This window comes from Pseudoalteromonas sp. OF5H-5 (assembly GCF_021530695.1).
GTDB lineage: Bacteria > Pseudomonadota > Gammaproteobacteria > Enterobacterales > Alteromonadaceae > Pseudoalteromonas.
On sequence record NZ_JAKGBF010000005.1, the window covers coordinates 45,973 to 72,081 of the forward strand.

The window sequence follows — 26,109 nt, forward strand, 5'->3', positions numbered from 1 at the left end:
CATAAGAAGAATATCTGCTAGACCAAGATCTAAGGAACGAGTATGTCAACACCTCAACCCGGCACTGTTGTGAGTAATGCACAAACCAGAGCCGCTAATTTAACGACGACAAACAGCAATGAAGTGCCAGCGACTAAACAATTTGTAGTGAATGCCACCGGCAACTTATTTATCGCAAGTACGCTAAACAGTACCGCAGGTGGAAGTGTATTGCCGCAAGAAGCTGAAAATGCGTTTGGTGAAGTGAGTGTATTTTTTGCTGCTTTAACCAAGGCGATGGCAGAGTCAGGCACGAGTTTATATGACTATGACGCGCTCAATAAATTAGTCTCAAGTTCAGGTCTTTTTGTCAAAGTGACAGAGAGTAATATTCAGTTTGAGAGTAAACAGACAGGGGTCACACTATCGAGCCAGTTGATTCAAACTTTACTAGGGCTCAGTGGTAATTTAGCCTCCATAGGTAAATCATTGATGGATATGATCGCTGGTATGGGGCAAGCCTCGGTAAGTATTAGTGCGAGTTCCGACAGTCAAGACAAAAAGGTCGGCACCATCATTTTTGTTTGCGAATATTTACTCGGTGCTATTTCTATTGCGCCAATTGTTATCTCAGCGGATGCCAATGATGTCAAATCGGTGTGGCAAGCAGGCCCTTGTTTAAAAGGGGGCCATACGGAGATACAACTTACACTTTGTAAGTCTGTTTATTTATTCGTTCCTCCTGCTTTTGTTAAGCAAGCGGCATCGCTCAATGAGGCGATGTCAGATCCAGAGTTTAATAACCTGATTGAATCAATGCGAAGTGTCATAGCCGCACCGCCGCAAACCACAGCAGCCAGTAAAACGACTAAAAAGGACAGTTAATGTTGGGAGTAAACAATGTTCTCAACTTGGTTTAGCAAGCAAGATAAACCGTCAAAACTGCAATCAAAGCCAATATATACCCCAATTACTAAACATTATGTGTTTAATGAAACGGGTAATATCATGTTGTGTGCAACGGCGGATAGCATTCAGAGCTTTGACACTGACTTAAAAAGTGCATTCGTTGATATTAGTGTGTTTTTTGCTGCGATGACAAAAGCGGTGACGTCGACAACAAATCCGGTGACGGGTAAGCCGTTTTCAATATTTAACTACCAAGCTGTGAAAAATATTTTGGTAGAGTCAGGGCTTTTCATTGAAACCAATGTGGAAGAAGGCACTTTTAGTCACGATGGCGTAGGTAATACGCTCGGCAAAGCGCTGTTTCAGCATGTCTTAAATCGAGAGTTTTCTGAAAAGCAGCTGCCTTTTGCCAAGTCTATGTTTAATGGTATGCAATATCAAAGGGCGAAGATGGCAGAGCAATCTGAGATGACGGAAGCGCAGCAGCAGTTGTGCCGCAGTGGTAGCATCTTTTTTATTGGTGAGCTGTTGATGGGTGTGCCACAAACGTCGGCAATTTTGCTCAGTATTGAACCACAAAGCGTTGCCCAGTCGACAGGCGATACCGAGAGTGACTGGCAAGATTTATTTTCGTTGGCTGGGTTAGATGAAGACAAGCATCAGCCCAAGCACATCGTGCGTCATTGGAAATTTAAAAAACGTACTTATCTATTTGTACCACCGCAGTTTATTTCTCATGCGGTGGCTGGACTTGGTGAGCAAAGCAATATCGATTTTGAGGAATACAGTCGCAAATTGGCGCAAAGTATTACTCCTAACCACAGCGTTAGCTAACTGCAAATATTATAATCTTAAAGCGCCTTAGCTAATTCGGTTAATGCGCTTTTTGCTATGTCTAAATCAATTTGCTCCGTTTGCCAATTACTGAGCGCAGCACGGATCACCTTCTGTCCTTGCCAACTCCCTGGGCTGACAAATATACGGCCGTCCGCATTAATGGCATGAAGAAGGGCGGTTGTTGCTGCGTCATCTTTGCCACTTGGCTTGAAAAGCACTACGTTGAGCTCTCCGTAGTAGACTAAATCATAGTCTGGAGAATCAGTAAACCAGTCTGCAAGTTGTTTAGTTTGCGCAATATTTTTGCTTACCCATTGACGGATCCCGTCTTTACCATACGCAAGTAATGACATCCAAACGGGCAGCGCCCTAAATCGACGAGAGTTTTCTACACCCATCGAAAAAAAGTCGGGTTCGGCTTTTGATGTGACTAAGTAAGGAGCTGGAACATCACAGCTTTCAACCAAATAGTGCAAATGACGAGTGAGAAAAATACCGCAGTCGTATGGTACATTGAGCCACTTGTGTGCATCCAAGGTGATACTATCGGCTAACTCTAGCCCATTAGTGCGACCTTCTGAGCCAGAAATCAGACGCTCGAAAATGCCAAATGCAGCATCAACATGCAGCCAAGCTTGGTGTTTATCGCATAAATGGCGGATCTGAATTAAATCATCAAAATTAGTGCCAGTAACCGTGGCGGCACTGGCGATGACAATTTTTCCTTTGGCGTTACTTGTTGCAAGCGCTGACTCAAGCGCTGCAATATCCGTAGCCTCATTGCCTACTTGCGTTGCGACTCTCGTGATTTGGTTACGGCCAAGGCCTGCAAGACCAAGCGCCTTAATCATACTCGCGTGGGGCGTCGCGCAAAAAACGTCAATTTCTAAACCGAAGGCTCCATCTTCTGCCACATTGATCCCTTGTTGATGTCCTGCAAACTGGCGAGCTACGACCGCACCTAAGTAATTTGCCGCTGTCGCCCCTGTAGTAAAAAGACCATCAAAGCTTGCTGGTAGGTCGAATAATTCGGTTAGCCAGCGAATGGCCTGCCGCTCTATACTGGTCGCAATGGAGCCATCGCCTTTTGAGACATTTTGGTCATAGGTTGACACTAGCCAATCGGCAAAGGTGGCAACAGGCGTTGCGCCGCCAGTGACAAATCCCCAATACCTAGGTCCAATACTGGTGCTTAAGTTTGGCACTACTTGTTTACTAAAAATCTCTATCAGTGATTCAAATGCAATTCCAGACTCTGTGAGTGTTAGGTCGGGCGGAGCAATATCTCGACCTGCGACTGGGCGGCTATTGCTAGACTGTATAAACGCCTCGGTAAGTTTAGAAAACTCAGTGAGCAATTGGGGTAATGCTTGCCATTGGTTGTGTGTCATCGTCATGTGTCAATCCCATTTGTGAACGAATACTGGAATTACAGTGTAACTTCGGTAAAAATGCAGTACAGATACAGAACTCTTGGTTGTTAGGGGTGCAGATGGCGAAGAAGTTTATTACATTAAGTGAGCAGGTGATTGCAGAGATAAACGCTGGTGAGCGTCAATGCGGTGAAAAAATGACTTCACTTAGGATCTTTGCCAAGCAGCATGGCGTGAGCATGAGTACCGCAATTAGAACCTATGAGGAATTACAGGATAATGGCTTTTTAGCTTCTCAAGAGAAATCTGGTTTTTATATTTGTAAACCGAAAGCGAAAAATAGTGACATTGACTTTGCCATGTTTACGAGTGAAGTGAAATCTCCTAAAAGTGCGTTAAGACCCTCTGTCGTAGGGCTCAATACGATGTTATCGACGGTGCAAGTAGCACCCGAGTTGATGCCCATAAATCGCCTGACTAAGTTTATAAAGCAAGCGTTCGACTCTCCTCAGTATCACCATTTTCATTATCCCAATGCGATGGGACTGAGGTCGCTTAGAGAGAATCTAACCAAGCACTTTAAACAAAAGGGGTTGGCACTGAATCCTGATAATCTCGTGGTGACTGGCGGCTGTATTCAAGCCGTGATGGCAGGACTGCAGGCTGTTACAAAAGCGGGGGATTGTGTGGTAGTGCCATCACCTTGTTATCAAGGTTTATTGCAACTGCTTGCAACGCTACAGCTCAAGGTGATTGAGATCCCAACGACGCCCGAAGGGCTCGACCTGGAAGCCTTGGAACGGGTAGTGGCAACGCAAAGGGTATCTGCGTGTTTGCTTACAGCAAACCACCAAAACCCAACGGGGCACAGTCTATCTGTGCAACAAAAAGCGTGGCTTGCGGATTTTGCTGCGCGGTATCAAATGGCGGTTATCGAAGACGACGTCTTTGGGGAGCTGAGCCATAATCACACAATGCCTTTACCGATAAAGGCGTGGGATAAAGCCGGATATGTAATTTGGTGTAGCTCAGTGTCTAAGACGTTAGCGCCGGGCTTGCAAGTTGGATGGTGTGAAGCTGGGCGTTATCAAAGCCAAGTGGCCGCGCTCATGCAGGCGTTTCACGGCATGCCAAATCAATGTTTACAAATGGCGGTATCACGCTTTATTGAGACAGGACATTACCAGCGCCATTTACGGACGCTTAATCGCACCTTAGCGGCACACTGCTTCGCTTACCAAAGCTATTTGAAATCGCGTTTACCAAAGGGCTGTAAAATATCTTCCCCTCAGGGCGGAATGGCATTATGGCTGAAACTGCCTAATATTGACTGTGATGCACTCGCTTTACGTCTAGCTGAACTTGGGGTTGAGATTCGCCAAGGCAGCTTATTTACAAGTCGTGAGTTGTATCAAGATCATCTGCGGATCAATTGTGGTTGGCCGCTTGATGTGGCAAAACCTTGGTTAGATAAGCTATGTGATTGGGTACTTCATAATTGCGCCAAATTATAGTGTTAAGCTCGGTTCATATAATACAACAAGGAATAAAAAAATGACTGTATTACTCAACGCAGAAACCCAAGTAAATAGCGAAGCGCTCAATGCCATTGCACATATGCCAACCAAGAGTCTTGGCGTATTACTCGATAGCGACTTTACGCGTAAGCTTTGCGATCAAGACTTTATGCGCATTGCTGTTTTGCTGGCAAAAAAGGGTTATGAAGAGGGCGGTTGCCCAATTGGTGCGGTTATTGTTGATAACGAGACCAATCAAATTGTAGGTAAAGGACATAATACGTTAGTACAAGAGAGCCACCCATATAACCATGGTGAAACCTCGGCAATTCGAGATGCGGGACGGATTGATTTTAGTAAAACCACTTTGTATACCAGCCTAAGTCCTTGTGATGTATGCGCAACATTACTCTACATGCGTGGTTTTCAGCGAGTCGTGGTAGGGGATATCACTAATGCTTCAGGCAATGAGCCGTTACTTGAAAGTAAGGGCGTACAAGTCGATATTTTAGAAGATGAGCAAGGTATTGCCTTGTATCAACAATTTCGTGCTGAAAAGCCAGAACAAGATTTAGAAGATTGGCAAGGTCTGGCAGCGGTAAACGCGGGTCAAAAGTAGCTAACTGTACCCATGGCGAGGTAAAACCATTACTACATGATGTACTGGATTATCAAATGAAATACTTTCTGAAGCAATCTAGCCATTGCTGCTGATTGAATTGCAATGCAAATACGGGCACACTGACCGAATGATTATTTAATTTATTGAGATAAAATGATTAGGAAAATTTTATTCCTTGTAGCGCTACTTGCATCAACCAAAATAATTGCTTCGCTGCAAGATACTGTGCATTTTGTTGCGGAAGATTTGCCTCCCTATCATTTTATTAATGGCCAAGGCGAAGTGGATGGTGGCTTGGTTGAGCTTGCTCAAGCGGTAGCAGATAAAGCAAATGTTGCTGCTAAAATTGAAATAATGCCGATGGCACGTGTGTTACACGAATTAGAAACTAAACCTAATGTGGTGCTGTTATCTTGGCTAAAAACACCAACTCGGGAAGTCTATTTCCGCTTTTTGGGGACTATGTGCCATACGTCCGCATCACTTATTGGCCTGAAACAATCTCAAACGCCAATAAACGATCTTGACGCTGCAAAGCGCTATCGTACTGGAACCATACGCGGTTACTATAGTGAAACCTTTCTCAAACAAGCTGGCTTTTCTGAAGGCTATGAGTTGGTATTAGTGTCAAACTACCAAAGTCTTTGGAATTTATTGTTTAAGGGCCGGATTGATTTTGTACTAACCAACACACTAACACTCGAGAAAGAACTAAATGCCCTAAAACTGGACCCAAAAGCAATTGAGCATAAGTTACTTCTTGAGCATTTCCCAAGTGAGTTGGCTCTGGCGGTGAATGCAGAGTTTCCCAATGAACTTGCGAACCGCTTGCAGCACGCACTAGCGGAATTAAGTCAAAGAGGTCAACAACAAGCTATTTTGGAGCGCTGGAAAATACACTAAATTGAATGCAGCTGCTTGGTTTCGTATGTTCCTAAATTAGTATAAAGTGTGTAGACATAAATTTAGCGCATTAAGGATAGGCGTGATGTTGCAAGAGTTGGTGAGTTATTTTGGCATACTAGCAAGTATATGGATGCTGGTAGGGGTGTATGGCGTTGCCAAGCGTTATCCAAACTATAGTCACAAAAATCAATTTTGTAGTGAGTTAGGTGCCAGTGGTAGTCCAACAGAACGATTGTCTCCCGCAGTTAATAATTACCCCTTAGCCTTGCTATTTTGTTGTTTTGGTTTTTATATCATCTTGGTACCCGAAGGGAACTGGGCGTTAGGTGTTATTGGCGGTTTGATTGTTTGTCATGGTCTAGCAACCGCTGTTGCAGGTTTCTTTCCTATGGATCCCGATCCATACACAACCTCGCCAAGTCGAGCGTGTAATATTCATTCTTTCGCGGGCATGGTAATGCTATTAAGTTTACTTATCGCTCCTTTATTGGTTTGGTTTGTAAGCCCTTTAAGCTCGCTATTTGCTTGGTTTTCTACTGCTTGTGTACTTGTTTGTGTCGGTTTTAGCTATCAGCTTGCCAACGCTTACAAACAAAAACGTAATAGTGGGCTCTATCAGCGATTAAGTTATGGCACTCAGTTAGTTTGGCTGAGTGCGCTGTGTTTTATAGTGTAAGGTGTTGATAAGCCGATAAAATGGCTTGCGCTTCGGGTTTGCCTTTGGCAACTCGTGCATAATGATCCAACGTTTTCTCTAAATAGCGTTTGGACAGCGTTCCTTGTTGCCAAATCGCTTCGCCCAACGGGGTTATGGCAGCGCCAGTCTTACCTGAAGTAAGATAGAGCACTTCGTAAATACGTCGATTTTCTTCAACCAGTGATTCATGGGTCAGCTTAAGTGGCAAAGATTGCAAGGTTTGCCTCAGGGTATAATGATGATGAACTGGGCAAAGCAAGAAATCGACCTCGTCACGCAAATTGCAGCAAAGACTTGTCATCAGCTCTGCGGTTAAGTCGCCGCCAACACCTGCGATGATCACTAATTGCCTGCCTGAGTATTGTGCAAGAGGGAGCTTCGCAACGTCTTGGGTGTAAAGGCTATAGCGCGTTTCGGCTTCTGGAAAGAAGCGTGTGAGATCCAGTTTCACTTTCGCGATAAGCGCTGGGACTACATCAACAAAGTGTATGTGCGCTTGGCTCGAATCTAAAAACTGTGCGCCAAGCTGGCCATGATCGCAGCAGCAGTCCCAAATATGTTGATAGTCTTCAGTAACAACATCATGCAAAGTCTGTAAGCGTTTTCCAAGCTTCAAGTGGATTCCTTTTATTCAGGCGTAGGTATGGTGGCGCGTTGCACTAAAGTGGTTAAGTAGGCGATGAATAAGGTAGATTGCACAGAGACTTACCGTAATTGCAACGCTCACCGAACTGAAGCGATACAGTGCGCTGTAGATTAAATCTTGATTTGGCGCGAGAGACTGACCAAACAAGATCCCAAAAGTGGTAATAATACCAAAGCCAATCCTAGGAGCACCACCACTTAACAAGTGGTAGCGACTAAAAATGAAGACTAAGATCCATAAAATCAAAATTGGAAAAAGTAAAATTTGGCTATAGGTTTGCAGTAGAATTTGCGCTGCTAATGCCAAGTTACAACCTATCAGCGTGCCAACTGCACGTTGCCAGCCCGCTGTGCCCGCCGCTTTCCAGCTCAGTGGAAAGAGGATTAATATTGATGCCGCTTGGGCGGAAACAGAATCTTGTAAATCTAGGGTTTGGAATACCATAAATGAGAGTGTGGCTACGGTGGCGCACAGTAAGACTTCATGGCGAATACTTGCAGCATCTTTTGCTGGCCGTGGCGGTAATTGACGCACAGTAACGTCCGGAAATAACCAATGCATTACATATGCGGTTGCGATACTAATGATAATAGCCAGAGAGTTACTGGCTATGAGTGAATATAAGCCACCACTGGTTGAAGCATAACTGGCAAAATGAAGTTGGATTGATAGTCCCACCACACTCATTGCACCAAATAAGAAATTAACGCCTTTGCTCATTTGCAAAAACAAAAAGGCAAATAAGGCAAAGGTGAGTAAGGACATTAACGCAGGGTGGAAGCCAAATAGCCCTTGTAGCACCAATACCGAAAAGGCACAGACCAACCCACTTAAGATAAACTGGCGCACTATGTGTGCGTTTAACATTGGTACTAACCCAAGTAGCAGCATGGGATATACGGTAAAAAAGATACCGTACGGCCAGTTGAGCAGTTTGCTTAGTGCAAAGCCTAGCGTACTCCCAGTTGCAATACGCAGCATCTGTCTTAGGTCATTGGCGTTCAGTGCAACTTTCATATCAATAAACGTAGTGAAGTAGACTGACGAATTTGATTTGCGCTTGTGCAAGGGTTGCAAGCAAAGTGCTTTCTGGCAGGACTTGAACTGTCGCTCTGGCACCACTTGCTAGTATAGGTAATGGCTCATCAAATGCTAAATGAACGCGTTGACGCTGCGCATCTCGCACCCAGCGATTGGAGGTCTCAACGGCAGCTAATTGGCCGTCGGCATTGAGTTGTCCATCACTGACGCCAGCAGAAAATTCATGGATCACGGCGGGGTAGACTTTGCCCGGTAACGCATCAAAACTCACTAACGCTTGTTCACCAAGTTTGACGTGGTAAAGCGATTTTTCTCTGAAATCCGCAGCTAAGTCAACATTGTCCGAAACCAAACTGGTTAGGCTCACACCCGTGCGAGCATAGGTCCCCGTGGTGATCTGTAAGTTACTAATGATGCCATCATGGGGCGCGCGGACTTCGGTGTAGCTGAGTTGCAATTTAGCCTGCTCTACGGCATTTCGTGCTTGCATTAGTGCAATATTCTGTTCGTCGGTTGCACCACGCTTTACTTCAAGCGCATGTAGATTAGCTTTGAGTGCACTGAGCTGTGACTTAGCCGTCGCAAAATTTGCTTGAATTTGATCTGATTCCTGCGTTGAAATTGCGTGTTGTGACAGCAAAGATTGGCTGCGTTTATAAAGTCGCTGTTGCTCATCATACTTGGCTACAGCAGCCTCTATTTGTGCTTGTTGGGCAACTATCTGGGCGTCTAATTGTTTGTTCTGTTGATTAACTTCTGCCAAAGCGAGCTCAGCCTTAGCTAATGCTAAACGATACGGCGCTTCATCGATAGTAAGTAGTAGTTGCCCTTGCTGAACTCTTTGATTATTGCTGACATTTACTGCAAGCACTTCACCACTGACTTTAGGCGTCACTTTGGTTACTTGATGATACACACGTGCCTGAGGCGTCATTGGTATATAGAGATCAGCAAAGATAAAATAGCTAAAGCAGAGTGCAAAAAGGGCGATTGAAACCTTTACGTAGCGGGAAAATTGCTGATCTGGACTAAGTTTACTCACTGGTACTCCCATTTTCAGAAATATTGTCACAACATTGCTGAGCATTGTTCTCAAGTTTGACCAAAGCACGTGCAATAGCATTGAGCTCGTCATCGCTAAGCCCATGATATAAAAGTGCCTTCACTTCACTGATCCGCATCTTTAGCTGCGCTAACTGGGCTTGCCCGTGTTCGGTAAAGTAGATTTTACGACAGCGTTTGTCTTGCTTATCAATGCGGCGCTCTATCACGTTATTTTCTTCTAACTGTTTCATCGTGCGAGTCAGGCTCGGCATTTCGATATCTAAACTGCACGCCAATTGGTGTTGTGTGCAACCTTCACCCAAATGATGAATATGCATCATGGCGGTCCAGCGTGGCTGGGTAAAACCGAGTGGCTCCACAGCTTGGGTTACGGCTTGACGGCAAATTCTATGGACTCGGCCTAACTTGCCACAGAGGCTGAGATCGAGCGTTTCATGAAATGGAAGTGACGACATAACTTAAGATATATTTACTTAGCATGCTAAGTATTCTAGATTAGTTAGCATGCTAAGTAAATGGTGTGTGTTTAGGTTATTGCAATATTAGCTTTAACTCTCTGAATTGGCAGTGCTTATTTTTAGTAAGAATCGCGCATAGTGAATACAAACGAGGCTAATTACTGCGATCGCAACGACAAGTTCAAGCCAAACTAGGTATTGCAACACACTTAACCAGCCTGGGCTTAAGTGTTCGCTGCTTAGCCAAGTGACGACTTTACTAATGGCGGTGACGCCGATGACTAATGGAAAGGTATATGCCGCAAAGGCAGGACTAAATGGCAGCCGCAGCAGCTGAATAAAAGCAAGGTATATCGCTAGGGTCATAATAATAGCGACGCTCAGTAGGGCAAACACCACGCCAGCCGCTGGCATTGGATGGACACTTAAATATCCTGCTAAACATAGACTCGCAGGCGCTGCCATGACTGCAATTGTGGGCTGGGTTTGCTGTGGTATGGCACTGCCTCTACATAAACGGTAAATCATGAACGGTAGCAGCAGTAAGTAAAATATCACTCCCAAGTACCAAAGCCCCATCGCCAATGGTTGCAACGCTGACATGCCGTTAAAGGTGACATCGGCAACGACAAACCCCACTGGGGGAATAAACCAACTTGGCACAAGCTGGTTAAGCTCAAAACTGCGGCTGCGAAAATACACAAAGCTGGCTAGCAAACCCAGATGAACTGCAATGGCGAGTAGCCAAACCACAGTTGCAATAAGGTGAGAATAGGCCGCGATGCTATGAGAAATTACCATGATTGTCATGGCGCTGGTTGGTAATACACTCCCAACCACTGGATGCGCGAGATCTGCTCTTAATTGAGCAGGTTGATGAATAAACTTAAGCACTAACAGCAATAAAATAAAGCCAGCCAGCAGTGCACTTAAAGGTTTTAACACAAAAAATGCGGGAAAGAGGTTACTGATACACCAGCCTAAACTAGCCAGCCCAAGAGCAAGACCAGACATCGGGGTGGGGATATTGGCGGTGAGTTTTTTACTGTAAGAATGAAGAGTAGCCATGCGTAATTTCACAATAATTGTTCGATGAGGGAATAATACGCTTGCGCTTTAATTAAGAATATCTGAATATATTTAAATTAGTGTTCAGTAATTCTTAACGTCAATGGTAACCCTTAAGCAACTCAATGTATTTACGGTAATCGTGCAAGAGCGTTCGATCACGGCTGCAGCGGATAAGCTATGTTTAACTAAGGCTGCTGTTAGCATGGCTCTGGCGGAGTTAGAGCGTCACCTCGAACAACCATTATTCGATCGTGTAAATAATCGATTAATGATAAATCCAGCCGGAGAGTTATTACTACCGCATGCGCATCAAGTGCTAGATAGATGTCGCTTCTTAGAGTCCCTATTTAAAGAAAGCGAGAGGCTATATGGCGAAATTAAAATTGGTGCCAGCGATACCTTAGGCAATCATTTGCTGCCTCCCATGTTAGCGGCTTTTCAGCAGCAAACAGGGCATACGCAGCAGCAGTTGTTTATCACCAATACGGCGAAAGTGTGCGCTATGCTTCGTGACTACGAATTAGACATTGGTTTTGTTGAAGGCCGAGTGATAGGCGAAGGTTTAGACATCATGCCTTGGTTTGAAGATGAAATGTGTATCGTGAGTGCAATGGACTTTGCGGTAACTGACTTTCAAACGCTGATACAAAGTCAATCTCGTTGGTTGTTGCGGGAACAAGGCTCCGGCAGTCGAGAATTTTTCTTAGCGAATATTGCAGCGCAGCTTACGTCGTGGCGAACCGCGTTTGAGTTAAATTCCACCGAGGCGATTATAAATGGTGTGGCGGCAGGGCTCGGTTTAGCGTGTATCTCAAAATACTCCGCTGAACATGCCATAGCACAGCAACGAATTAAGGCGCTTTCAGGTTTAAAAGCCGCACCGAGGCAGTTTTGGTTGGTGACGCGTAAAGATAAATTTCAAAGCCCAATATTAACGCGACTCATTGACTTTGCGACGCACTGGCATTGAACTGGGTTGTGGACCTAACTACTTAGTATACCTTGCAATGGGTATAAACTTCACAAACGCTGAATGAACTTTCTAAAACCTCGGGTCTTATAGACAATAGCATATTAAGAGGTTAGATATGTCGTTTAGAACTATCGATTATTCTATTTCAGGCGTGTTAGCAGTGAGCTTATTACTGCTTGGCATTTCATTTTTGTTTGGCGCTGGGCCAAGTACCATTTCCGGTACCTTTAGCTTTTACGGGTTAACAGAGTGGGTGCCTGTTGCCACACTTGGCATTGTATTTGGCTTTGCGTTAATGGTTGCCGCGGGTCTAGTCATTTTACAGCAATGTAAGATTATTCCTGCGGCGTGGCCGCTTGCCTTAATCGCCATCATTAGTTTATTTACTTTGTTGACGTTGTTTGCCGAAAACCGCTGGATAGCAGCTCATGGCGGCTTTCCCGTTATTGGTTCTGGGCAAGGGATCATCAAGTATTTTGCGTTAGTACCCATCGCACTATTTCTATACTGTCGTCATCATACCAACACGCGAACGCTAGTGTGGGCGAACTATTTCCCGGTGGCATTGGTTTTAGTCTGGATCGGTGGAATGAAATTTCTCGAACTTGAGGCAAAGGCAATCGTGCCGCTAGTAGAAACTTCACCGTTTATGTCTTGGATGTATGACTTGTTTTCCGTGCAAGAAGCCTCAAACGTGATAGGCGCCTATGACATTTTGATGGCAGGCTTGCTTGGCATTGGCATTTGGTTCAAACAGCGAGTCTTGATTAGTGTTGCAAGCCTTGGGTGTCTAGCGGTATTTGTTATGACGCAAAGCTTTCTGTTTACCGCAGCCGGTGCGTTTAGCGACATGAGCTTGCTGGGTGGCTTGGGACAATTTGTGATTAAAGACTTGTGGTTCATCGCCAATATCATGGTGATGGTATTTTTGACATTGGAGTCCAGCTCAGCTGAGTCTTTAGAGCCCGTGGTCGCGTAAATTTCATTGTGATGCAGCCCGGCTGCCAAAAGAGCGTGACCTAAGTTGCGCTCTTTTTATTTTTATCACATATGCTAGATGTACCAAGTGAAGTTTTTTCCGAAAATAGTCTTGTCGGCAGTGAAAATTAAATGTGAATAAGTTAAGGTCATAAAAAGTTGATATCAGTGGTCTAAGCTAGATTATCAAACGTATACAGCAAGATGCCATTGGCATTAAGTGGCAAAGTGAGCAAAGTTTAAAAGCTGCATGCATTGAAATGGTGTATGTATCGAAGTAGCAAGTTTAAAGAAGATAATTGTATGGAAAGACCAAATACATTAAAGCCAATCTGGCTTTCAGGTGGCGACGTGGAGAAAAAGCGCGCTGAGATCAAAGCATACTTCAACAATAGCTGGCAGCAGTACGAATCATTATTTAGCAATATCAACAATGACGACGCCTATTTTGTGAAGGCAGAGCGGTTACGGCATCCGCTCATTTTCTATTTCGGTCATACCGCTTGTTTTTACGTTAATAAGTTGATGTTAGGGAAATATATCACTCAACGCGTTAATCCACACATTGAATCTACCTGTGCAGTTGGCGTAGACGAAATGTCTTGGGATGACCTTGATAGCAATAATTACGATTGGCCAACAGTGCCAGAAGTGCGTGCTTATCGCCAACAAGTGAATGCACTTATTAACGGGTTAATCGATGAGATGGATATTACCCTACCAATCACTCAAGATAGCCTTGCGTGGGTTGTCCTAATGGGGATTGAACACGAACGTATCCACCTAGAAACCTCTTCTGTAATAATGCGGATGCTGCCGCTGGCTGACTTGACTTTACAACCCGGTTGGGAAGCGTGTGATGAGTACGGTGATGCACCTGACAACAACCTAATCTCAGTAAGCGGTTGTGATGTTCGCCTCGGTAAACCTGAATCAAATCAAACCTACGGTTGGGATAACGAATATGGTGTACAAGACGTCAAAGTGGCACCATTCAAGGCCAGTAAATATGTGGTTTCAAACCAAGAGTTTTTAACCTTTGTCGAAGCTGGTGGCTACAATCAGCCTGAGTTTTGGACGGCTGAAGGTCAAGCTTGGTTGGCTTCAACTAAATCAACCATGCCGCGCTTTTGGATAAAGAAAGACACAGGCTTTTGGCAACGAAATTTAGCCGAGGAAATTCCATTACCACTCAATTGGCCAGTTGAGGTTAATTACCTTGAAGCGAAGGCTTTTTGTAACTGGAAGTCTGAGCAAAGTGAGCACTTTGTACGCTTACCAACAGAAGCAGAGTGGCAAGTACTACGCGATAAGCTTGATGTTGATCTGCCGACATGGAGCGAAGCGCCGGGAAACATCAACCTTGAGGTATGTGCTTCAAGCTGTCCGGTTAACCGTTTTGAAACTGAAGGTTTATTCGACATCATCGGCAATGTTTGGCAATGGACGGAAAGTCCGATCGACGCATACAGCGGCTTTAAAGTGCACCCTTTATACGATGATTTCTCGACTCCCACTTTTGACGGTAAACATAATCTGATAAAAGGTGGTTCTTGGATTTCTACAGGTAACGAAGCCGTGCGAGACTCTCGTTATGCCTTTAGACGCCACTTCTTCCAACATGCCGGATTTAGATACATCGAAAGTGAGAGCCCACAAGTGCCAGTGCAAAAGGTCAACTTGTGCGAAATGGATGCGGACGTTGCCAATGCGCTACATAGCCACTACGGCAAGCCTGTTATGCATTTTGGCAATCCATTGCAAAGTGTTGTTTCACAGCTAATGGTGCATTATCAAGGTAATACAGATAAAGCGCTGGATTTGGGTTGCTCGGTCGGTCGTGCAAGTTTTGAATTAGCGAAACACTTTACTCAAGTAGATGGCATTGATTTTACTGCGCGCAATATTCAACACGCGTTGGCCTTAAAAGAAGGCACGCCGGTACGCTTTGCTACCGAGATTGAAGGTGAAATTGTGGACTTCCACGAAGTGTCTACTTCGCAATTAGGTTTTAATGAACTCAGTGAGCGTATCCATTTCTGCCAAGGGGATGGGCATAACCTTAAACCACAATTCGCCGAGTATGACTTAATCTTGTGTCATCGTGTTGTGGAATACTTATATTCACCAAAAACCTTTTTAAACCAAATTAAATCGCGCTTGAATGCAGGCGGGATCCTTGCGATAAGCTCAGCCTATCAGTGGGACAAAGCGCTAACCCAAGCACAAAACTGGTTGGGCGGTTATAAGGTCAGTGGTGAGAACGTCACGGGCCGTGATGGTTTAGAAATTTTACTGGGACGAGATTTTGAACTGTTGGCTGAAGATGAAGTAATGTCCGCCATAAGCAAAAACGCACGTAAAGTTGAACTAGAGCGATGCCAACTTACGCTATGGCGTCTTAAATAGTCGTTGATACACATGCCAGCCAAAGTGCTGGCATGACTTTTTAGGTTAGAGAATGGAATTAGTATTACCCGATCACATTAAGTTTAGTCAAAGCTTGGCTACTCCCATCGACATCAACTTGAGTGATTCCTGCGCTCAAGGTGTCACGCTTGGTGAACTTATTGAGCTTGGTGGCGGTAAAATGCCAGACATTGAACTGGGTTACAATCCAATTGCGGGCAGTGAAGGGCTAAAAGCGGCGATTAAAGCTTATCATCTGCCGACGACGGCATGTGTGGATCTTAATCAAATCGTGTCATTTAGCGGTGCTCAAGAAGCTATTTTCACTACGATGGCGCAATTACTAGACCCACAAGATGAGGTGGTGGTCTGTACGCCAAGTTACCCATCGCTTGCAACACTTCCCAAACAGTTTGGCGCTATCGTCAACACGGTGGCATTGCGAGAAGAGGACAACTGGCAGGTTGATATAGAAAGACTCAAAAACGCAGTGACGACAAAAACCAAACTCATTATCGTCAATGCTCCTCATAATCCAACGGGCGCAGGCTTGACTGACAATGAAGTTGGACAAATACAACAACTGGCAGAGCAGTGTGGTGCTTACATATTAAGTGATGAAGTATCAGCACAGAGCCATGGCGATGACCGCGCCGCAGGTGGGCGTTTTTCGGCTTATCCGCGGTCGATTACGTTAGGCGTATTATCTAAAAGTATGGGCTTGCCTGGCATCCGAGTAGGGTGGGCAATTTGCGGTTCGAAAGCACTAGCAGATGCGCTGTTGGCCGGTAAAAGCTACTTAAGCATTTGTGGCAGTAAAGTGGATGATTTATTGGCGACGACTGCATTACTGCATAGTGAAACTATCTTAGCGCATAATGCGAAAATCATCGCAAATAACGTCCAATTGATGCGTGAATTTGTCAGTTTATACTCGCAAAAAGTGACTTGGGTTGAGCCTCGTGGAGGTGTGTTGTCATTGCTGAAGATTAATTCAGTAAGGGACTCTGAAAAGTGGTCACGTCAATTTGCAGAGACCTCGAACACGCTATTGTTACCCGCAAAGTTATTTCTATTGGAGAGCGAGTGCCACTTTCGTTTAGGAACGGGTAAGCGTAACTTTGCCGCTGGTTTGGCAAGGCTCGAAACATACCTCTAAATTAATCCAGCATTCAAACTAAGCGTCTATGATAGGCAGTGTTATTTTCAATTAATGCAGGAAAGGAAAAACCTATGGTAAACGTTAAACATTTAATGGCTGGCTTTTTGGCCGTCATGCTTAGTGCATGTGCTTCAATGGGCGATGGTGACAAGGTTGAAAAGCAACGTGCCATCCTAGATATGAAAAACGATGTACTTACTCAGCTCTACAGCAAAAAGCCAGATACGCGTTCGCAAATTGCGGCAGCGCCGGGCTATGCTGTTTTTTCTAATGCCAATATTAATCTGCTATTTGTTGCAGCTGGAACAGGTTACGGTGTCGTACACGATAATACGGTAGGAAGTAACACTTATATGAATATGGCTGAAGGTGGTGTAGGCCTTGGTCTAGGTGTAAAAGATTATCGTATTGTGATGGTATTCCATACTCCTGAAGCAATGAATAAGTTTGTGACCTCAGGCTGGACGTTTGGCGGAAATGCAGATGCAGCAGCGAAAGCGGCTAAAAAAGGTGCGTCGGTAGAAGGCGAGGCTTATTATGGTGATGTTACTGTGTACACCTTTACTGAAAGTGGCTTGGCACTGCAAGCAACAGTAAAAGGCACTAAGTTCTGGAAAGATAAAGAACTAAATTAACCTGATATAATAACGATTTTAGAGAAAAGCCCCGCAAGTCGGGGCTTTTTGTGATTTACTCTTTGATTTCTGTGGCGTTGAGACTTTTCTCAAAACGCCTATTTAACAATTGGCAGACGATAGTCAGCACAATGGCAGCGAACATAAAGCTTGAGAACGGCAAAGGTGACTCAGGAACCGCGAGTGCAAGTAAGGGGCCGACCAAAGCGCCGCTACCAAATCGTAGCGTGCCTATCACCGCGGTAGCGGTACCGGTTTGATGCTCAAAGCCCAGTAATATCAGCGCATCAGCGTTGCTGGCAATGATCCCCAAACTCATCATCAAAGGTGCAATGGCAGAAGCTAGCACCCAAACCGAGACTGATTGGCTGCTGAGTATGACCAGTAGTGTCGCGAAGACGATACCAATAGTAAGACCGATATTGAGCATTTTCCTAGAACCAAGCCTTGGCACTAAACGCGTGTTGGCAAAGTTACCGAGCATCAATGCAATCACATTCATGGCGAATAACACTCCAAACAGCTGCTCCGACACGCCATAATACTCAAGATAAATAAATGAAACTGAAGTTAAAAAGCAAAAGAATGCAAATGATGCCAGCATCGACGAAAGAATATCGTAGCGGGCCTTCTTTTGTGTTAATACAATGCGGTAGTTTTTTAAGAAAAACGATAAGCTAAGCGGTACATCAGCTTTGGTCGGGATTGCAATACAGAAAAACTGTAATGCGATGATAACGAGTATTGCATAAACCGCTAAAAACCAAAAAATGGCGTGCCAATCAAAGTACAACAAGATCAACGCACCAAGAGAGGGAGCAATAAGTGGCGCGATCATCATGATCATCGAAACATAAGACATCCCTTTGGCTGTGTGTTCTTTGTAATAATAGCGGATTACACCTGGTACAACGACAGTCGCTGCGGCACCACAAAATGCTTGAATAACACGTAAGAAGCAAAACATATCGATGTCATTCGTTAGCGCAAGCCCAATTGACGATGCGGTAAAGCCGACCAAGCCCCAAATAGCTAACGTCTGTCTTGAGAATCTATCAGCAAGGGGGCCAAACACCATCATACCGACAGCATAACCTGCTAAATAGCTACTAAGAGAAACCTGTACTTGCTCAAGCGGGCTATTCAAGCTGTCTGCAATCGCAAGCATCGCGGGGAGATACAAGTCGATAGCCAAAGGCGTTATCGCGACAATACTAGCCAGTAATGGCAAGAGTATTGCTGGGAGTGTTGATGACTTCATATGTTGGTATTGTTACCTTGTTAATGTTAAGCAGAATAAATACACCAATCAGAGACGCTTTATATGGAAATGGAACTCGGTGCACTAGAGTGGAGCAACGAAAAGGCGGCGTTCTGATCAGCAGAAGTTCATGAAAAATTTTTTATATTGTACTAAGTTAGTCTCGTTAAGTGACGAAATTGCGGTAAACTTAGAGAAACTTAAGTTATAAAATAAGAAAAGGAACAAGTTATGAAAAAACTGGTTCTCGCGATAGCTGTGGCAGCAACGCTTGCTGGCTGCAAAACATCGCCTACCGGACGCACTCAGTTAGCACTCTATTCCGAGCAGCAAATGGACCAAATGGGTGTTGCAAGCTTTGAACAAATGAAGCAAGAGCAAAAAGTTGATACTGATGCTAAAACCAATCGCTACGTTAAGTGTATTGCAAATGCCTTAATAGCACAACTCCCAGCAAACTACGCAAACCAGCAATGGGAAGTTGTGGTATTTGAAGATGACTCTGCTAATGCATTTGCACTACCCGGCGGCAAAATCGGGGTTCATACGGGGATTCTCAAAGTTGCAGAAAACCAAGATCAACTTGCTGCGGTGATGGGCCATGAAGTAGGACATGTTATTGCTGAACACGCTAATGAGCGCGTATCGCAAAACAGTGTGTTGCAGTTTGGCCTGCAAGCAGGGGCGGCGGTGCTTGAAATGAATAATATCGAATATCGCAATGCCATTATGCAGGGATTAGGTCTTGGCGCACAGTATGGTGTCGCGCTGCCATTTAGCCGCTCTCATGAAAGCGAAGCGGACGTTATCGGCTTGGATCTAATGGCCAAGGCTGGCTTTAACCCTGAAGGCTCGGTTGCGCTTTGGCAAAATATGGCGAAAATGAGCGAACAGCGTCCACCAGAATTTATGTCGACGCACCCTGCGCCTGAAAATCGAATTAAGCAATTACAAGCAAACATGACAACTGCCCAAGCAACCGCTAACAAAGCGCGTACGGGTGGTTTTGCACCAAGCTGTAAACGCTAATTTCTCAAAACACCAATTACCCTTAAGTTAAGTGTAATTGGTGTTGCCTTCTGTTTCACACATCAGCATAAATAGCCGTAACTCTAGCTCAAGTTGATGATAGTGGGGTTCCATATGCTGACAAAGCTTGTAAAACGCCTTGTTATGGTCTTTCTCTTTAAAGTGCGCTAGCTCGTGTACAACCAATGCTCGTAGCACTGCCTCGGGTGCGTGTTTTAACTGTGCTGCGATGTGTATTTGGTGCGACGTTTTTTGTTTTTGCCCGTGTCGTGTGGTTTTGAACGTATGGGTTCCTAACGCATTCAATACCATATTGTTGCGCTTCTCAAACTTGGCCTGCGATACCCGTGGGGTATTTTTTAAGTACTGCTGTCTTAATCCTTCCACATATTCGTAAAGTAGCTTATCGCTTTTGATTTGATGCGCTTCAGGATAGCGGCTTTTGAAAAAAGCACTGAGTCGCTTGCTCTCTATTAATTGAGTGACTTGAGTCTGGACTTGCTCTGAGTAGTTTAAAAAATAGGGATGGGACATTAAAACAGCGCCTCTTGCTTTGCTTCTTTTTCAGCGGGGAATGGATTGCTTACTTGATGATGTATCTCTAAATCAGCGATAAATTGTCTTGCTAAAAATGGCGCATCAAAATTGTCTGCGGTATGGAAAAACACATAAGGTGATTTACCTTCGCTGAGCCATTGATTGAGTTTAGTTAACCAAGGCTGATAAAAGTCTCTATTAGACTCAAGCTGAGAGCAACCAACAAATCGCAGAATAGGGCTGTCTCCAGTGGCAATTGCATGCACAGGTAATCGCGGCTTCTTTTGCTGTGCATCTACTATCGCAGGAGTACTGGCAGGCTCGCTAAAGAGTGGGCGAGTATCCATCACGATGCGGTTGTAGTTATTTTCGATTAAATATTGGTTGTATCTGCGCTCAGCATCGCCTTTGCGATAAAAGTCCCAATGCCGTACTTCAACACCAACAGTTAGCGCTTTGGGCAACCAAGATAAAAATTGTCGCATTTTATTTATATGTTCAGGCGCAAACTGCGCAGGTAATTGCAGCATTAACACGCCTAATTTAGGAAACAGCGGCGCCATGTTTTTACACCAAGCCAATAATTCATCTTGGCAGTGGCTAAGTGCCATTTCATGACTAAAGCGCTTAGGAATTTTAAACGTAAAGCGAAAGTCATCGGGCACTTGTTCCAGCCATTTTAATACGGTCTGCGGATTTGGATCGGCATAAAAAGTCGTATTGCCTTCAACGCTATTAAAAATTTGGCCATACTCTTTGAGCATATTTGTGGCACTACAATGGCTGGAAAATACTCGACCTTTCCAGTGTGTGCTACTCCATTGTGGGCAACCCAGATACAACATAGTGATCAAAACAACGATTAAATGTGTGAATAGTGTATCAGATCCTTAGATTGAGGATGACAATGCAGCGTATTTTTATATAATTGGCGGTTATTGAAAATGAGTCTTAGCGACTGGCTTACCAATACTGTGAATTCATATTGTGTGGTGAGAAGTGATTAGTCGTAAGAGCAAACTGGACTGACAGGAATTTTATGCGCTCTATATACTGCGGAAAACTAAATAAGAGCCATGTAGATCAGGAAGTTGAACTATGTGGTTGGATCAATAAACGTCGTGACCTTGGCGGCCTAATCTTTGTCGATTTAAGAGATAGAGAAGGGCTTGTGCAAGTGGTATTCGATCCTGAAGTGGAAGGCTTAATGGATAAAGCGAATACGTTGCGCCAAGAGTTCTGTGTTCAGATCAAAGGTGTTGTCCGTGCGCGTCCTGAAAGCCAAGTAAACAAAGACATGGCAACCGGTGAAGTTGAGATCTTAGGCACTGGCTTAACCATTATCAACCGTTCAGAACCATTACCGCTTGACTTCAATCAGCAAAACTCTGAAGAGCGTCGTCTTAAGTACCGTTATTTAGACCTACGTCGTCTAGAAATGAGCGATCGCATTAAAATGCGTGCTAAAGCGAGTAGCTTTGTGCGTCGTTTCTTGGATGAAAATGCATTCTTAGACATTGAAACGCCAGTACTAACGAAAGCGACACCTGAAGGTGCACGCGACTATCTAGTACCAAGTCGTGTCCACAAAGGCAGTTTCTATGCGCTACCGCAGTCGCCACAGCTATTTAAGCAGCTACTAATGATGTCTGGTTTTGACCGCTACTATCAAATCGTAAAGTGTTTCCGTGATGAAGACTTACGTGCCGATCGCCAGCCAGAGTTCACTCAGATAGATATCGAAACGTCATTTATGAGCTCAGACCAAGTTCGTGGCGTGACAGAAAAAATGATCCGTGAAATGTGGCAGTCTTTCCTAGATGTGGATTTGGGTGAGTTCCCTGTGATGCCATACAGCGAAGCGATGAGCAAATATGGTTCGGATAAACCAGACCTACGTAACCCGCTTGAGCTTATCGACGTTGCAGACATCGTAAAAGACGTTGAATTTAAAGTACTAAGTGGCCCTGCGAATGACGAAAAAGGTCGTGTTGCAGTACTATCAGTACCTGGTGGCGCACAACTTTCACGTAAGCAAATCGATGAATACACTAAGTTTGTAGGTATTTACGGTGCGAAAGGCCTTGCCTGGATGAAAGTGAACGACCGTGATGCGGGTAGCGAGGGCGTACAGTCACCAATCGCTAAGTTCTTGAATGAAGAAGTGATCAATGCACTGCTTGAGCGCACAGGCGCAAACACAGGTGACATTATTCTATTCGGCGCAGACAAGCGTAATACTGTAAACGAAGCGATGGGCGCGCTACGTCTGAAGATTGGTCTTGATTTAGAAATCACTGATCTAACTAAGTGGGCACCACTTTGGGTTGTTGACTTCCCGATGTTCGAAGAAGACGACGAAGGTAACCTACACGCGGTACACCATCCGTTTACCGCGCCTAAAGGCGTAAGTGCTGCGGACCTTGAAGCAAATCCAGCAGGTACACTTTCTGATGCATACGATATGGTACTTAACGGCTACGAAGTCGGTGGCGGTTCGGTTCGTATTCACAACAACGAAATGCAACAGGCTGCGTTCAGGATCCTAGGCATTGAAGAGTCTGAGCAGCAAGAGAAGTTTGGTTTCTTACTTGATGCTCTGAAGTATGGCACGCCTCCGCACGCAGGTTTGGCATTCGGTCTTGACCGTTTGGTGATGCTACTGTGTGGCACTGACAACATCCGTGACGTTATTGCGTTCCCGAAAACGACGCAAGCGTCGTGCTTGATGACTGATGCGCCAAGCCCTGCAAACCCAGATGCGCTAAAAGAGCTTGCTATCTCAATAGAAAAGCAGTTAACAGAGCAAGGTGAAGGCGAGTAAGTTCGTCAACCTGATGTAAAAGAGGCGACTTAGGTCGCCTTTTTTGATCAGATGAACTAGCTTATAACTGGTAATCTATACAGTATTTTGGCATTATAACCAAAAAACCAAGAGACGATGCGTTTGGCTGTCATTTTAGGAATTGATCCGGGGTCAAGATTTACAGGCTATGGTGTGATTGCTCACCAAGGTGCAAAGTTCCAATATTTGGGGAGCGGTTGCATTAAAGTTGGTGAACATGACTTTCCCACTCGATTAAAAATGATCTATCAAGGGATCACACAGCTCATAGAGCAGTTTTCGCCGAGCGACTTTGCGATTGAGCAAGTGTTCGTTGCGCATAATCCAAGCTCAGCCTTAAAACTTGGTCAAGCGCGAGGTGCGGCCATTGTTGCAGCGACCATGCAGTCAGTGGTTGTGAGTGAATATTCGGCAAGGCAAGTTAAACAAGCCGTTGCGGGTACCGGTGGTGCAGACAAAGCCCAAGTACAGGAAATGGTAAAGCGCATATTAAAATTGCCAGGCACACCCCAAGCTGATGCAGCAGATGCGTTGGCGGTGGCGATTTGTCACGCGCACTCAAGGCAAAACTTAATAAAAATGGCAGGCGCAGCGCGTAAAACCGTAAGAGGAAGGTTGAGATAACGATGATAGGAAAATTAAGCGGAACACTGTTAGAAAAGCAGCCACCAGAGATATTAATTGATGTTGCAGGTATAGGTTATGAGGTACAAATGCCAATGACCTGTTTTTATGAATTACCGAGCGTGGGCGAGCCGGTTTCCGTATTTACTCACTTTGTGGTGCGTGAAGATGCGCAGTTACTGTTTGGTTTTAATACCAAGATAGCACGTGCATTGTTTCGCACGTTAATTAAAGCAAACGGAGTCGGTCCAAAGCTCGGACTTGCAATTTTGTCGGGCATGTCGGCAGAGCAATTTGTTAGTTGCGTGAATCATGGCGATGCAACGACTTTGGTTAAGATCCCAGGAGTTGGTAAAAAGACCGCTGAGCGCCTAGTGCTTGAAATGAAAGATAAGCTAAAAGACTTTGGCAATGACTTACTCACACCGTTTAGCGATGCCGCTGTACTTGCGCCGCAAGAGCATCCGACGGTAAGTGATACCCCAGCAGATGAAGCGATTGCAGCCTTAATGGCATTAGGGTATAAACAAGTTCAAGCACAAAAAGCGGTAAAAGCCGTAAACAGAGAAGGCATGACGACCGAGAGTATCATTAAAGACGCTCTTAAATCGATGATGTAACTATGATTGAAGCAGATAGATTAATTGAACCTGAGATCCAAGGTAATGAAGATTTAGTAGATAGGGCGATTAGACCTAAATTACTAAATGATTATACCGGTCAGCCGCATGTCAAAAAGCAAATGGAAATTTTTATAGCGGCGGCACGTTCAAGACAGGAAGCCTTAGATCACTTGCTGATATTTGGTCCGCCGGGTTTAGGTAAAACCACGCTTGCGAACATTGTCGCAAACGAGCTTGAGGTTAATATAAAAACCACCTCGGGACCTGTGCTTGAAAAAGCGGGAGACTTGGCCGCATTGCTCACTAACCTTGAAGAAGGGGATGTGTTATTTATTGATGAGATCCATCGTTTAAGCCCTCAGGTGGAAGAAATTCTCTATCCCGCTATGGAAGACTACCAATTGGACATCATGATTGGTGAAGGCCCTGCAGCACGCTCGATTAAACTGGATTTACCGCCTTTTACTTTGGTTGGTGCAACGACACGTGCCGGCTCATTAACCTCACCATTAAGAGATCGTTTTGGTATTGTGCAGCGCTTGGAGTTTTACTCGGTTGCGGATTTGTCTTCGATTGTAACGCGCTCAGCGCATCATTTAAATCTAGAGATCAGCGAGTCGGGTGCAACTGAAGTGGCGCGTCGAGCGCGCGGTACACCACGAATAGCAAATCGTTTACTACGCAGGGTAAGAGACTTTGCTGAAGTGAAGGGCGATGGCTCTATCACTGAAGAGATTGCACACTTGGCGCTGGATATGGTCGATGTTGATAAATGTGGCTTCGATTATATGGATCGCAAATATCTGCTGGCAATCATAGAAAAGTTTACCGGTGGCCCGGTTGGTCTTGATAACCTTGCTGCGGCGATTGGAGAAGAAAAAGAAACCATCGAAGATGTGATAGAACCATTTTTGATCCAACAAGGCTTTATTCAACGCACGCCAAGAGGACGTATTGTCTCTGATAAAGCCTATATGCATTTTGAGCTAAGCAAGCCAGAATAATCCAAGCTGGGTAACAAACACCTTTGTTCTTCATAGCCGAGTATTCACTCGGCTATTTCATTTCTACATTAGAGTTTTGCAAATCACGTTTGCATAAATCCATAATTTTGTATCAGCTCAATTCAAGCAAGACTCATTACCGCTGAAGTAATTTACCTGTGTGTTATACGTTGCTTAAACTATTTGTAGACTGCCTCGTCCTTTAAACCAAGTGCTAAATAAAAACCGCAAAATAATCGAGTGTTAAAGAAAACGAGGAGAGTAATAAGGGGCGTGCACCAAATTTCAGGCAAAAAAAAGCCCGCAAATAATGCGGGCAAAACAACAAGTTGAAGGAAGTAATCCAGGGAACAAGATGAGTTACTTTGGGTTTTATCCACAAAATGCATCATCTAAGCAATACGAAAAATCAGAATCCTATTGCAAGTAACTGTGCTTTGCTGAAACTTCAGCTGCTCGCTCAGTACAGGGTGTATATTAAAGAGGTTTTGGTTTTTCATCAAACTAGAAAAATTCTTTTTTCAGATAAAAAAAACTAATATCAGAATTTTTATTAAGGCTAAAAAGTGAGCTTAAATGTGGCGATGTATTTGTATAAGTTCATGTAAAATATGGGGTTGTATGTTAAATGCGCAAAATGTAAATATTAGATAATCTGTTGTTAATTGGTAAGACCAATCTGTTTTTTGAGGTTTTATTCTCTATTTGTGCATAAAACTCCTATTTTATGCAGTTTTGGGTCATATTTAGAGACTGTGATGGAGATTGCCGAATTTGCTTAAGTTTGGGTAAAGCAAAGGGAGTTACACTGTTTTGCTCTATTTATCGTCAAATACAATGAATTCGCAGTATTGAGATTGTAAGGTATTTGTAGTGTGGTTAAACTAGCTGAACCTTTTGGTAGTAAA

The 26,109-nt window shown here is 44.4% G+C and carries 25 protein-coding genes; 16 read left to right on the forward strand and 9 right to left on the reverse strand.

The window, feature by feature from the left end; all coding sequences use genetic code 11:
* The first annotated feature begins 42 nt into the window (after positions 1 to 42).
* Both L1271_RS08795 and L1271_RS08800 read left to right on the forward strand, forming a co-directional pair.
* Positions 43 to 864, forward strand: coding sequence for a hypothetical protein (locus tag L1271_RS08795; protein ID WP_010605150.1), 822 nt, complete (start codon positions 43 to 45; stop codon positions 862 to 864).
* 15 nt (positions 865 to 879) lie between these two features.
* On the forward strand, positions 880 to 1,722 hold the full coding sequence (locus L1271_RS08800; RefSeq protein ID WP_102057051.1) for a hypothetical protein: 843 nt from the start codon (positions 880 to 882) through the stop codon (positions 1,720 to 1,722).
* 17 nt (positions 1,723 to 1,739) lie between these two features.
* Here the strand turns inward: L1271_RS08800 and L1271_RS08805 are convergent, their stop codons facing one another.
* Positions 1,740 to 3,122: a pyridoxal phosphate-dependent decarboxylase family protein gene (locus L1271_RS08805; protein ID WP_235367605.1), complete on the reverse strand. Its 1,383-nt coding sequence runs from the start codon at positions 3,120 to 3,122 to the stop codon at positions 1,740 to 1,742.
* A 95-nt stretch (positions 3,123 to 3,217) separates the two neighbouring features.
* Between L1271_RS08805 and L1271_RS08810 the strand changes: the two genes are divergently transcribed.
* The 4 genes from L1271_RS08810 to L1271_RS08825 all read left to right on the forward strand — a co-directional run bounded on the left by L1271_RS08810 (position 3,218) and on the right by L1271_RS08825 (position 6,819).
* Positions 3,218 to 4,612 (forward strand): aminotransferase-like domain-containing protein, encoded by a 1,395-nt coding sequence (locus L1271_RS08810; RefSeq protein WP_235367606.1) that lies wholly within the window; start codon positions 3,218 to 3,220, stop codon positions 4,610 to 4,612.
* 40 nt (positions 4,613 to 4,652) lie between these two features.
* Positions 4,653 to 5,234 carry a nucleoside deaminase gene (locus tag L1271_RS08815; protein WP_235367607.1) on the forward strand — a complete coding sequence of 194 codons (582 nt, stop codon included), beginning with the start codon at positions 4,653 to 4,655 and terminating at the stop codon, positions 5,232 to 5,234.
* 156 nt (positions 5,235 to 5,390) lie between these two features.
* The gene (locus L1271_RS08820; RefSeq protein WP_235367608.1) at positions 5,391 to 6,140 is read left to right on the forward strand and encodes a substrate-binding periplasmic protein; all 750 of its coding nucleotides are present in this window, start codon (positions 5,391 to 5,393) and stop codon (positions 6,138 to 6,140) included.
* 85 nt (positions 6,141 to 6,225) lie between these two features.
* Positions 6,226 to 6,819, forward strand: coding sequence for a DUF998 domain-containing protein (locus L1271_RS08825; RefSeq protein WP_235367609.1), 594 nt, complete (start codon positions 6,226 to 6,228; stop codon positions 6,817 to 6,819).
* Here the strand turns inward: L1271_RS08825 and L1271_RS08830 are convergent.
* The 5 genes from L1271_RS08830 to L1271_RS08850 form a co-directional block, all read right to left on the reverse strand.
* Positions 6,809 to 7,456 (reverse strand): tRNA (adenine(22)-N(1))-methyltransferase TrmK, encoded by a 648-nt coding sequence (locus tag L1271_RS08830; protein WP_174170086.1) that lies wholly within the window; start codon positions 7,454 to 7,456, stop codon positions 6,809 to 6,811. The two genes, L1271_RS08825 and L1271_RS08830, sit on opposite strands and share 11 nt — an antisense overlap.
* A 15-nt stretch (positions 7,457 to 7,471) precedes the next feature.
* The gene (locus L1271_RS08835) at positions 7,472 to 8,503 is read right to left on the reverse strand and encodes a DUF2955 domain-containing protein (RefSeq protein ID WP_235367610.1); all 1,032 of its coding nucleotides are present in this window, start codon (positions 8,501 to 8,503) and stop codon (positions 7,472 to 7,474) included.
* 1 nt (position 8,504) lies between these two features.
* The gene (locus L1271_RS08840) at positions 8,505 to 9,569 is read right to left on the reverse strand and encodes an HlyD family secretion protein (RefSeq protein ID WP_211866476.1); all 1,065 of its coding nucleotides are present in this window, start codon (positions 9,567 to 9,569) and stop codon (positions 8,505 to 8,507) included.
* Positions 9,562 to 10,047 carry a MarR family transcriptional regulator gene (locus tag L1271_RS08845; protein WP_010605140.1) on the reverse strand — a complete coding sequence of 162 codons (486 nt, stop codon included), beginning with the start codon at positions 10,045 to 10,047 and terminating at the stop codon, positions 9,562 to 9,564. Before L1271_RS08845 ends, L1271_RS08840 begins: the two co-directional genes overlap by 8 nt.
* 93 nt (positions 10,048 to 10,140) lie before the next feature.
* Positions 10,141 to 11,118: a TDT family transporter gene (locus L1271_RS08850; RefSeq protein ID WP_235367612.1), complete on the reverse strand. Its 978-nt coding sequence runs from the start codon at positions 11,116 to 11,118 to the stop codon at positions 10,141 to 10,143.
* A 103-nt stretch (positions 11,119 to 11,221) separates the two neighbouring features.
* On the opposite strand from L1271_RS08850, the gene L1271_RS08855 reads away from it, so the two are divergent.
* The 5 genes from L1271_RS08855 (at position 11,222) to L1271_RS08875 (ending at position 17,278) form a co-directional block, all read left to right on the forward strand.
* Positions 11,222 to 12,091 carry a LysR family transcriptional regulator gene (locus L1271_RS08855; RefSeq protein WP_010605138.1) on the forward strand — a complete coding sequence of 290 codons (870 nt, stop codon included), beginning with the start codon at positions 11,222 to 11,224 and terminating at the stop codon, positions 12,089 to 12,091.
* A gap of 118 nt (positions 12,092 to 12,209) precedes the next feature.
* Entirely contained in the window at positions 12,210 to 13,073 is an 864-nt protein-coding gene (locus L1271_RS08860) for a DUF417 family protein (protein ID WP_102057041.1), read from the forward strand.
* A gap of 302 nt (positions 13,074 to 13,375) precedes the next feature.
* Positions 13,376 to 15,481, forward strand: a complete 2,106-nt coding sequence (gene ovoA / locus L1271_RS08865; protein WP_235367614.1) for a 5-histidylcysteine sulfoxide synthase — start codon at positions 13,376 to 13,378, stop codon at positions 15,479 to 15,481.
* A gap of 52 nt (positions 15,482 to 15,533) precedes the next feature.
* A complete protein-coding gene (locus tag L1271_RS08870; protein WP_010605135.1) occupies positions 15,534 to 16,640 on the forward strand; it encodes an aminotransferase class I/II-fold pyridoxal phosphate-dependent enzyme in 1,107 nt (368 codons plus the stop codon).
* A 74-nt stretch (positions 16,641 to 16,714) separates the two neighbouring features.
* Positions 16,715 to 17,278 carry a YSC84-related protein gene (locus tag L1271_RS08875; protein ID WP_010605134.1) on the forward strand — a complete coding sequence of 188 codons (564 nt, stop codon included), beginning with the start codon at positions 16,715 to 16,717 and terminating at the stop codon, positions 17,276 to 17,278.
* Between the two features lie 55 nt (positions 17,279 to 17,333).
* Here the strand turns inward: L1271_RS08875 and L1271_RS08880 are convergent, their stop codons facing one another.
* A complete protein-coding gene (locus L1271_RS08880; protein WP_235367615.1) occupies positions 17,334 to 18,539 on the reverse strand; it encodes a Bcr/CflA family multidrug efflux MFS transporter in 1,206 nt (401 codons plus the stop codon).
* A gap of 231 nt (positions 18,540 to 18,770) precedes the next feature.
* Here L1271_RS08880 and L1271_RS08885 point away from each other — a divergent pair, with 231 nt between their 5' ends.
* Positions 18,771 to 19,568, forward strand: a complete 798-nt coding sequence (locus L1271_RS08885) for a M48 family metallopeptidase (RefSeq protein WP_010377574.1) — start codon at positions 18,771 to 18,773, stop codon at positions 19,566 to 19,568.
* Positions 19,569 to 19,595: 27 nt separating this feature from the next.
* Here L1271_RS08885 and L1271_RS08890 read toward each other — a convergent pair whose 3' ends face one another.
* Positions 19,596 to 20,102 (reverse strand): M48 metallopeptidase family protein, encoded by a 507-nt coding sequence (locus L1271_RS08890; RefSeq protein ID WP_010605132.1) that lies wholly within the window; start codon positions 20,100 to 20,102, stop codon positions 19,596 to 19,598.
* Positions 20,102 to 20,869, reverse strand: a complete 768-nt coding sequence (locus L1271_RS08895) for a DUF72 domain-containing protein (RefSeq protein ID WP_010605131.1) — start codon at positions 20,867 to 20,869, stop codon at positions 20,102 to 20,104. The genes L1271_RS08890 and L1271_RS08895 overlap by 1 nt, the downstream gene beginning before the upstream one ends.
* Positions 20,870 to 21,144: 275 nt before the next feature.
* On the opposite strand from L1271_RS08895, the gene aspS reads away from it, so the two are divergent.
* The 4 genes from aspS (at position 21,145) to ruvB (ending at position 25,201) form a co-directional block, all read left to right on the forward strand.
* On the forward strand, positions 21,145 to 22,929 hold the full coding sequence (gene aspS, locus L1271_RS08900; RefSeq protein WP_174170097.1) for an aspartate--tRNA ligase: 1,785 nt from the start codon (positions 21,145 to 21,147) through the stop codon (positions 22,927 to 22,929).
* A gap of 123 nt (positions 22,930 to 23,052) precedes the next feature.
* Complete coding sequence (gene ruvC, locus L1271_RS08905; RefSeq protein ID WP_010605128.1) at positions 23,053 to 23,574, forward strand: crossover junction endodeoxyribonuclease RuvC; 522 nt, start codon at positions 23,053 to 23,055, stop codon at positions 23,572 to 23,574.
* 2 nt (positions 23,575 to 23,576) lie between these two features.
* Positions 23,577 to 24,194, forward strand: a complete 618-nt coding sequence (gene ruvA / locus L1271_RS08910) for a Holliday junction branch migration protein RuvA (protein ID WP_010605127.1) — start codon at positions 23,577 to 23,579, stop codon at positions 24,192 to 24,194.
* Positions 24,195 to 24,196: 2 nt separating this feature from the next.
* On the forward strand, positions 24,197 to 25,201 hold the full coding sequence (gene ruvB / locus L1271_RS08915) for a Holliday junction branch migration DNA helicase RuvB (RefSeq protein ID WP_010605126.1): 1,005 nt from the start codon (positions 24,197 to 24,199) through the stop codon (positions 25,199 to 25,201).
* Positions 25,202 to 26,109: the final 908 nt, after the last annotated feature.